This window comes from Flagellimonas oceanensis (assembly GCF_003992595.1).
GTDB classification, from domain to species: domain Bacteria; phylum Bacteroidota; class Bacteroidia; order Flavobacteriales; family Flavobacteriaceae; genus Flagellimonas; species Flagellimonas oceanensis.
This window is the reverse complement of sequence record NZ_RZNA01000047.1, coordinates 284,302-294,069: the sequence shown is the minus strand read 5'-3', so window position 1 is coordinate 294,069 and position 9,768 is coordinate 284,302. Positions and strand designations below refer to the sequence as shown.

The 9,768-nt window shown below is 44.8% G+C and carries 5 protein-coding genes; 2 read left to right on the top strand and 3 right to left on the bottom strand.

What is annotated here, in order from left to right:
- The coding region (locus EO132_RS14415) for an Ig-like domain-containing protein (RefSeq protein WP_417935894.1) at positions 1-2,534 on the bottom strand (2,534 nt) is incomplete at its 3' end.
- Positions 2,535-2,931: 397 nt separating this feature from the next.
- Between EO132_RS14415 and EO132_RS14410 the strand changes: the two genes are divergently transcribed.
- Both EO132_RS14410 and EO132_RS14405 read left to right on the top strand, forming a co-directional pair.
- Positions 2,932-4,521 carry a peptide chain release factor 3 gene (locus EO132_RS14410; RefSeq protein WP_127138617.1) on the top strand — a complete coding sequence of 530 codons (1,590 nt, stop codon included), beginning with the start codon at positions 2,932-2,934 and terminating at the stop codon, positions 4,519-4,521.
- Between the two features lie 108 nt (positions 4,522-4,629).
- Positions 4,630-5,061 carry a hypothetical protein gene (locus tag EO132_RS14405; RefSeq protein WP_127138525.1) on the top strand — a complete coding sequence of 144 codons (432 nt, stop codon included), beginning with the start codon at positions 4,630-4,632 and terminating at the stop codon, positions 5,059-5,061.
- Positions 5,062-5,096: 35 nt separating this feature from the next.
- Here EO132_RS14405 and EO132_RS14400 read toward each other — a convergent pair whose 3' ends face one another.
- Together EO132_RS14400 and rpoC are read right to left on the bottom strand one after the other, a co-directional pair.
- On the bottom strand, positions 5,097-5,408 hold the full coding sequence (locus tag EO132_RS14400) for a DUF3467 domain-containing protein (protein WP_127138524.1): 312 nt from the start codon (positions 5,406-5,408) through the stop codon (positions 5,097-5,099).
- 53 nt (positions 5,409-5,461) lie between these two features.
- Positions 5,462-9,760 carry a DNA-directed RNA polymerase subunit beta' gene (rpoC, locus tag EO132_RS14395; protein ID WP_127138523.1) on the bottom strand — a complete coding sequence of 1,433 codons (4,299 nt, stop codon included), beginning with the start codon at positions 9,758-9,760 and terminating at the stop codon, positions 5,462-5,464.
- Positions 9,761-9,768: the final 8 nt, after the last annotated feature.

Here is a 9,768-nt window from a genome sequence, read left to right as displayed (position 1 = left end):
TCAATCACATTGGTAGGTCCCTGCAATACCTCAACGGTAACCGTAGCGGTATCACAATTTCCTGAATCACCAGCGTCGCAAATGGTATACTGTATGGTGTAGGTGCCCGCTTCTGTTCCAGGAACAACGCTTACACTTCCATTTTCATTGATCACAAGCGCATCGGTTGACGTGGATGTCAAAACCACTTGGTCAAGTGTCGCGGTTCCATCATTGTACGTATCATTGGAAAGTACATTGCTGTCAGGGATCATTCCTCCATCCCCGGTTTCTACCGTATAATTGTCATCTACTGCATCAATCACATTGGTAGGTCCCTGCAATACCTCAACGGTAACCGTAGCGGTATCACAATTTCCTAAATCACCAGCGTCGCAAATGGTATACTGTATGGTATAGGTGCCCGCTTCTGTTCCAGGAACAACGCTTACACTTCCATCTTCACTGATCACAAGGGCATCAGTTGACGTGGATGTCAAAACTACTTGGTCAAGCGTCGCGGTTCCATCATTGTACGTATCATTGGAAAGTACATTGCTGTCAGGAATCATTCCTCCATCCCCGGTTTCGGCTGTATAGCTGTCATCTACTGCATCTAGAGTATTTGCACCCACTTCAATATAAATTGTAGCCGATGCGCATACACTAGGATCGATAAGAACGTTACAAACCTGATAAACAATAGTAACTGTTGAATTGGACTCTGACAAGACAGGGATATAATTCACAAAACCCGTATCGGAATCAAAGGTAACCGTACCTGTTGCATCCCCTCCAATCCTTGATAAGTTGGTCACGCCCACGTTATTGTCATCATTATTTGGAAGAAAATCATCATTTTCCAAAATGTTGATTGCCACTTCAGTCGATGCAGGTGTTGTACCAAAGTCATCACTGGCATTGGCCATCAATGGATCTGGATCTGTTTCATTAGGATTTCCATCACCATCACAGTCAAGTGCTTCCCAATCTGCAGATTGAGGCAAGGTCACACTATCGGGATTATAATCACATGGATCCAATGGATCGGTGCCATCCTCTTTCTCATCTTCGTTGGTTACCCCATCACCATCGCAGTCAGAGGTGTTCCATGTGGATGAAGGGTCAACCGTTTGACTGTCCAAAACAAAATCACATGCATCCTGTGGGTCGGTACCATCTTCCTTCTCATCGCCATTGGTCACGCCATCACCATCGCAATCCGCCTCAAGATAATCTCCCGTTTGCGGTAAAGTAACACTTTCTGGGTTATAATCACAGGGATCCAATGGATCGGTGCCATCCTCTTTCTCATCTTCATTGGTCACACCATCGCCATCACAGTCAGAGGTGTTCCATGTGGATGAAGGATCAACCGTTTGACTGTCCAAAACAAAATCACATGCATCCTGTGGGTCAGTGCCATCTTCCTTCTCATCGCCATTGGTCACACCATCGCCATCACAATCCGCCTCAAGATAATCTCCTGTTTGCGGCAAAGTAACACTATCGGGGTTATAATCACATGGGTCCAATGGATCGGTGCCATCCTCTTTCTCATCTTCGTTGGTCACGCCATCTCCATCACAATCCTCTTTTTTCCACTCTTCTGATGGGGAACAGTCTTGGTGCTCCAACACAAAATCACAAGGATCCAAGGGGTCCGTACCATCTTCTTTCTCCTGACCATTGCTCACGCCATCGCCATCACAATCCTCCTTTTTCCACTCTTCAGATGGGGAACAGTCTTGGTGTTCCAACACAAAATCACATGGATCCAGGGGATTTGTACCATCCTCTTTCTCCTGACCATTGCTCACACCATCTCCATCACAATCCTCCTTTTTCCACTCTTCAGATGGGGAACAGTCTTGGTGCTCCAACACAAAATCACAAGGATCCAAGGGGTCCGTACCATCTTCTTTCTCCTGACCATTGCTCACGCCATCGCCATCACAATCCTCCTTTTTCCACTCTTCAGATGGGGAACAGTCTTGGTGTTCCAGCACAAAATCACATGGGTCCAAGGGATCCGTACCATCTTCTTTCTCCTGACCATTGCTCACGCCATCGCCATCACAGTCATCCTTTTTCCAGGCATCCGTAATGGTACAATCTTGGTGTTCCAGCACAAAATCACAGGGGTCCAAGGGGTCCGTTCCATCCTCTTTCTCCTGACCATTGCTCACGCCATCGCCATCACAATCGCTTTTTTTCCATGCCTCTGATGGAGTACAATCTTGGTGTTCTGGGATAAAATCACACGGGTCATTTGGGTCCGTTCCATCCTTTCCTTCTTGCACGCAGGTAACACCGTCCCCATCGCAGTCGTCACTTGCCAATGTCATCGCCAATGGATTCCATAGGTCTGTGGACTGCCAAGAAGCAGTTTCAGAATCTATGTTGGTTGTCCCATCATGGTTCAACGTATAAGAATGATTATGAAAAGAGGCGAAACCAAAGGATGAGGTAAGTCCAAAAACCAAAACCCACAGTTTAGCAGTGGATTTCAGGACTAGAAACTTCTTTAGTCTCACAAAAGTAATGTTCTCCATAAATGATAAGTTTTGGTCAACTAATCACCATGGCGTAAAGTGGTTCTCGTAATTGTAAGAAAATTGGGGTTTTCTTAGTTGTTTGAATATCTCTGGTCCTTTCGACACACATCTATACAAATTGGTCACATAATTAACCCATTTGACATTTACCTCCTATTTTAATCGATAAAAGGCAGTTTCCTTATCATTAGCTACATCATCCGTTTGTTTTGTAAATGGATAATATATCAGTGAAATGGCCAGTGATTTTAAAACGGCCGAAAAATACCCTTCTTTTTTGGTTTAGGCGAGTCTTCTTCCTTTATTTTTTTCCATTTATATCAACAATTCCGAATCATCCTAAAAATGAGTGACAAAAGATTTAAATCCCCTATTTTTGCCGAAATTTTTGTTGATGGATTTTGAAAAGGAAATAGCGAAACGAAGAACTTTTGGTATCATCTCCCACCCTGATGCGGGTAAAACAACCTTGACCGAAAAATTATTGTTGTTCGGTGGCGCCATCCAAGAAGCGGGTGCCGTAAAGAGCAATAAAATCAAAAAGTCGGCAACCAGTGACTTTATGGAGATTGAGCGTCAAAGGGGTATCTCCGTAGCTACTTCCGTTTTGGCCTTTATCTACAAGGACAAAAAAATCAATATTCTGGATACTCCGGGTCACAAGGATTTTGCCGAGGATACCTTTCGCACCTTGACGGCTGTGGACAGTGTCATCGTTGTCATCGATGTGGCCAAAGGTGTGGAGGAACAAACGGAAAAATTGGTGGAGGTCTGCCGAATGCGCAACATTCCCATGATCGTGTTCATCAACAAATTGGACCGTGAGGGGAAAGATGCCTTTGACCTTTTGGACGAGGTGGAACAAAAATTGGGACTTTCCGTAACCCCTTTGAGCTTTCCCATTGGGATGGGATACGATTTTAAGGGTATCTATAATATCTACGAGAAAAACATCAACCTGTTTAGCGGAAACAGTAAAAAGAACATCGAAGAGACCATTGCCTTCGACAATTTGGACAATCCCGAACTCGAAAAATTAATCGGTACGGATGCTGCGGATGAACTCCGTGGCAATCTCGAACTCGTAGAGGGGGTTTACCCCGATTTCGACCGAGAAGCCTATTTAAAAGGAGAGTTACAACCCGTGTTCTTTGGCTCCGCACTGAACAATTTCGGTGTCCGGGAGCTATTGGATTGCTTTGTGAACATCGCTCCTTCCCCACGACCCAAAAAAGCCGAAGAGCGTTTGGTTAAGGCAGATGAAAAGGATTTTTCCGGTTTTGTATTTAAGATACACGCCAACATGGACCCCAAGCACCGAGATCGTTTGGCGTTTATCAAAATCGTGTCTGGAACCTTTGAAAGAAATACGCCCTATCTACACGTAAGACAAGGGAAAAAGCTGAAATTCTCTAGCCCTAATGCATTTTTTGCCGAGAAAAAGGAGATTGTCGATATCTCATACCCTGGAGATATTGTTGGCCTCCACGATACCGGGAATTTTAAAATCGGGGATACATTGACCAGTGGGGAGGAATTACACTATAAGGGTATTCCCAGTTTTTCCCCCGAGCATTTCAGGTACATCAACAATGCTGACCCCATGAAGGCCAAGCAATTGTACAAAGGTATCGACCAGCTAATGGACGAAGGGGTTGCCCAGTTGTTCACGTTGGAAATGAACGGAAGAAAAGTGATTGGTACCGTAGGGGCATTACAGTATGAAGTGATCCAGTATCGATTGGAACATGAGTATGGTGCGAAATGTACCTACGAGAACTTCCCAGTGCACAAAGCGTGTTGGGTGGAACCTGAAGATGAGAAAAACGAGGAGTTCCAAGAATTCAAACGGGTGAAGCAAAAATTCTTGGCAACAGATAAAAAAGGTCAGCTGGTGTTTTTGGCGGATTCCCCATTTTCACTCCAAATGACACAGCAAAAGTATCCTTCGGTAAAGCTGCACTACACCTCTGAGTTTGAGTAGAACCCGACATAATACAGCCCACATACACTACTGAATATGAATTGGTTGCAACATTCATATCTCTTTTTTTCGTACATTGATTAGCGTAACCAATTAAATAATCAAATTATGACGACTTCAGTTAAGCCGCCTACTTGGTTTTGGGTGGTAAGTGTTATCGCTCTTCTATGGAATTTAATAGGGGTAATGAACTACCTCAATCAAGCCTTTAACCAAGTGGCTCTTTTGGAAAGCATGGATCAGGCCCAGCGTGAAGCCTTTGAGGGAATCCCTGCTTGGGCAACCGCCGCTTTTGCCATTGCCGTTTTTTCGGGGACTCTGGCCTCCATTGGTCTTTTGGTCCGGAAAAAATGGGCCCGACCACTTTTTATCATCTCCCTGATCGCCGCGCTGGCACAGTTTATCCATTGGCTGTTCATCTCCAATGCCGTGGAAGCCTTTGGACCATCCTCCTACGCCATGCCTGTGGTAATCATCATTATAGGTATTTACCTGATTTTCTTTTCGAAAAAGGGAATTGAGAAAGGTTGGTTGAAGTGAAAAAATAAAAAAGCCCCAAAAATCGGGGCTTTTATTCATGCTTCTCCAGTGGGTCCGAAATTCAACGGAATCGCCGGTTGTTCGTAATCCTGTATTGTTCCGTGTGCCTGCTCAAATCTATTCACATTATCATTCAGTGCCTTTAACAGCTTCTTGGCATGCTGAGGCGTTAAAATGATTCTGCTCTTCACTTTTGCCTTGGGTGCACCCGGCATCAAACTAATGAAGTCCACGACAAACTCGGATACGGAATGGTTGATGATGGCCAGATTGGAATACGTTCCCTCCGCCGTTTTTTCATCCAACTCTATATTTATTTGTTTCTGTTTTTTCTTTTCTTCAGCCATATGATTTTGTCTTAAAAGAAAAACCCCGGCCTAAAGACCAGGGTTTGTTTTATTTAGAATTTGAATTCCTCTTTTCGGGCCATGATCTCATCGTATTCCTCTTTGGAACCTACAATGATACTGTCATAATCCCTCATACCTGTACCGGCCGGAATCTTATGTCCTACAATTACATTTTCCTTCAATCCTTCCAAGGTATCCACTTTACCGCTTACCGCAGCTTCGTTCAATACTTTGGTGGTTTCCTGGAACGATGCAGCCGAGATAAATGACTTGGTCTGCAACGATGCTCTTGTGATACCCTGCAAGATTGGCGTAGCAGTCGCTGCCACAGCATCTCTTGCAGTTACCAAGGTCTTGTCCTCTCTTCTAAGAATAGAGTTCTCATCCCTTAGCTCACGTACCGTCAAAATCTGTCCTGGTTTCAACCTTTCCGAATCACCGGCGTCCTCCACAACTTTTTTACCGAAAATCTCATCGTTCTCGTTTATAAAGTCGTCTTTGTGCGCCAATTGGTTCTCTAGGAAGATGGTATCTCCTGGATCTTGGATTTTCACTTTACGCATCATTTGTCTCACAACAACCTCAAAGTGCTTATCGTTGATTTTCACACCCTGTAAACGGTACACTTCCTGCACTTCGTTCACCAAGTACTGCTGTACTGCGGATGGTCCTTTGATGGCCAAGATGTCTTCTGGTGTAATGGAACCATCGGACAATGGCATTCCCGCACGTACGTAGTCGTTCTCCTGAACCAAAATCTGGTTGGACAATTTGACCAAGTACTTTTTGATATCGCCTGTCTTGGACTCAATGATGATCTCACGGTTACCACGCTTGATCTTACCGAAGGATACCACACCGTCAATCTCTGAAACAACTGCCGGGTTGGATGGGTTACGTGCTTCAAACAGCTCGGTCACCCTTGGAAGACCACCGGTAATATCCCCTGCCTTGGCAGATTTACGTGGGATTTTCACCAAAGTCTTACCTTCTTTTACCTTCTCTTCATCATCTACCATCAAGTGGGAACCAACTGGTAAGTTGTATGAACGCAAGGTTTCACCTTTACCGTCCTTGATCAACAAGGTTGGAATCAACTTTTTGTTTCTGGTCTCGGAAATCACTTTCTCTTGGAAACCGGTCTGTTCATCGATTTCAACTTGATAAGTCACCCCTTGTTCAAGATTCTCGTATGCAATCTGACCGGAGAACTCGGATACGATCACACCGTTATATGGGTCCCATTCACAAATCACGGTTCCTTTGGTAATCTTCTCGCCATTCTTGATGAACAACTGGGAACCATAAGGAATGTTGTTTGTACTTAGGGTAATTCCTGTTTTCGGATCGGTTATCTTAACCTCTGATGTTCTGGAAATAACAATATTGGTTTTACCACCTTCACTGTTCTCTCCAGTTACAAGCCTTAAATCTTCAATCTCCGCAACACCATCAAACTTGGACTCCAACTTGTTGTCCTCGGAAATGTTACCTGCAATACCACCCACGTGGAAGGTACGCAATGTCAACTGTGTACCAGGCTCTCCAATGGATTGTGCGGCAACTACACCTACAGCTTCTCCTCGTTGTACCATTTTGTTGGTCGCAAGGTTTCTACCGTAGCACTTGGCACAGATTCCCTGTGGAGCCTCACATGTCAATGGAGACCTTACTTCTATCTTCTCGATTGGAGCTGCTTCCACCCTTCTCACATCGGCTTCGTTGATTTCTTGGCCTGCTTCAAGGATAAGTTCTTCGGTCAATGGGTTGTACACATCGTGCAATGATACCCTACCCAAGATTCTTTCTCCCAAGGTTTCAACAATCTCCTCATTTTTCTTCAATGGTTCCACCTCGATACCTCTCAAGGTTTCACAATCCTCGCTGTTCACGATCACATCTTGTGAAACGTCCACCAAACGTCGAGTCAAGTAACCCGCATCCGCTGTTTTCAAAGCGGTATCCGCAAGACCTTTACGCGCACCGTGGGTAGAGATAAAGTATTCCAAAATCGACAATCCTTCCTTAAAGTTCGAAAGAATCGGGTTTTCGATGATCTCCCCACCACCTGCTGTGGATTTTTTAGGCTTGGCCATCAAACCACGCATACCGGTCAACTGACGAATCTGTTCCTTGGAACCCCTTGCTCCGGAATCCAACATCATATACACAGAGTTGAATCCTTGCTTGTCCTCACGGATTCGCTTCATCGCCAATTCGGTCAACATGGCATTGGTGGATGTCCAAACATCAATTACCTGATTGTAACGCTCGTTGTTGGTAATAAGACCCATGTTATAGTTCATCATAATACCATCGACCTGCTCGTTGGCATCGCCGATCATATCCTGCTTTTCTGCAGGGATGATAATATCGCCCAAACTAAAGGATAGACCACCTTTAAAGGCGAAATCGTATCCCATGGCCTTGATCTTATCCAAGAACTCAGCGGTTGTAGGTACATCGGTCACTGCAAGAATGTCCCCGATAATATTCCTAAGGGCCTTCTTGTTCAGTACTTGGTTGATGAACCCTGCTTGCTCCGGCACTTCAGTGTTGAACAATACACGACCAACCGTAGTTTCGATGATTTGATATACCAACTCACCATCTTCGTTAAAGTCCTTCGCCCTTACCTTGATTCCGGCGTTAAGCGAAACTTTTTTCTCGTTGAAAGCGATTTCCACCTCTTCAGAAGAATAGAAGGTCAATCCTTCACCCAATACAGGCTCCTCTGGAGTTGATTTTTTATGCTTGGTCATATAGTACAATCCCAAAACCATATCCTGGGATGGTACGGTAATCGGAGAACCGTTCGCAGGGTTAAGGATGTTCTGTGAAGCCAACATCAAAAGTTGGGCTTCCAAAATGGCCTCTGGCCCCAATGGCAAGTGAACTGCCATCTGATCCCCATCGAAATCCGCGTTGAATGCGGTACATGCCAATGGGTGCAAACGAATCGCCTTACCTTCGATAAGCTTTGGCTGGAACGCTTGGATACCCAATCTGTGCAATGTGGGGGCACGGTTCAACAATACGGGGTGTCCTTTAAGGACGTTTTCAAGAATATCCCATACTACGGGCTCTTTCTTATCTATGATCTTTTTAGCGGATTTAACGGTTTTCACAATACCCCTTTCAATCAACTTACGGATGATAAAGGGTTTGTAAAGTTCGGCCGCCATATCTTTAGGAAGACCACATTCGTACAATTTCAATTCCGGTCCAACGACGATTACGGAACGAGCGGAGTAATCCACACGTTTACCCAAAAGGTTTTGACGGAAACGACCTTGCTTACCTTTCAAGGAATCGGAAAGGGATTTCAATGGTCTGTTCGATTCTGTTTTTACCGCGGATGCCTTTCTTGTGTTATCGAAAAGGGAATCCACCGCTTCTTGAAGCATACGTTTTTCGTTCCTCAAGATCACCTCTGGTGCCTTGATTTCCATCAAACGCTTCAAACGGTTGTTACGGATGATTACCCTACGGTACAAATCGTTCAAATCGGAAGTCGCAAAACGACCACCATCCAACGGTACCAATGGACGCAATTCCGGTGGAATCACAGGGATCACTTTCATGATCATCCACTCCGGGTTGTTTTCCCTGTTTCCTTGTGACTCACGCAATGCTTCCACTACCTGAAGACGTTTCAGGGCTTCAGTCTTACGTTGCTTGGAAGTTTCTGTGTTCGCCTTGTGACGAAGTTCGTAGGACAATTGTTCCAAATCGATTCTGGACAATATCTCAATCAAACACTCGGCACCCATCTTGGCGATGAACTTATTGGGATCGGTATCCTCCAAGTATTGGTTCTCGGTAGGAATGGATTCCAAAATGTTCAAGTATTCCTCTTCGGTCAAGAAATCCATTTTGTTGATTTCCTCACCTTCTGGACCTTTGGCAATACCAGGCTGGATGACCACATACCTTTCATAGTATATGATCATATCCAACTTTTTGGAAGGCAATCCCAAAAGGTATCCTATCTTGTTCGGCAGCGAACGGAAGTACCAGATGTGTGCCACGGGAACCACAAGGTTAATGTGCCCCACACGGTCTCTACGTACCTTTTTCTCCGTCACTTCAACACCACAACGGTCACAAACGATTCCACGGTAACGGATTCTCTTGTATTTACCACAGGCACACTCATAATCCTTTACCGGACCAAAAATACGCTCGCAGAACAATCCATCACGCTCTGGTTTGTGCGTTCTATAGTTAATGGTTTCAGGCTTCAACACCTCGCCACGGGACTCGGCCAAGATAGACTCCGGAGAGGCCAATCCAATGGAAATTTTGTTGAACCTTTTTTGTGCGTTATTATCTTTTATTCTAGCCATAACAATAT

Excerpts from the sequence above, each read along its gene's own strand:
- EO132_RS14410 (WP_127138617.1), top strand. The coding sequence starts at position 2,932 with ATGGATTTTGAAAAGGAAATAGCGAAACGAAGAACTTTTGGTATCATC.
- EO132_RS14405 (WP_127138525.1), top strand. The coding sequence starts at position 4,630 with ATGACGACTTCAGTTAAGCCGCCTACTTGGTTTTGGGTGGTAAGTGTT.
- EO132_RS14400 (WP_127138524.1), bottom strand. The coding sequence starts at position 5,408 with ATGGCTGAAGAAAAGAAAAAACAGAAACAAATAAATATAGAGTTGGAT.
- rpoC (WP_127138523.1), bottom strand. The coding sequence starts at position 9,760 with ATGGCTAGAATAAAAGATAATAACGCACAAAAAAGGTTCAACAAAATT.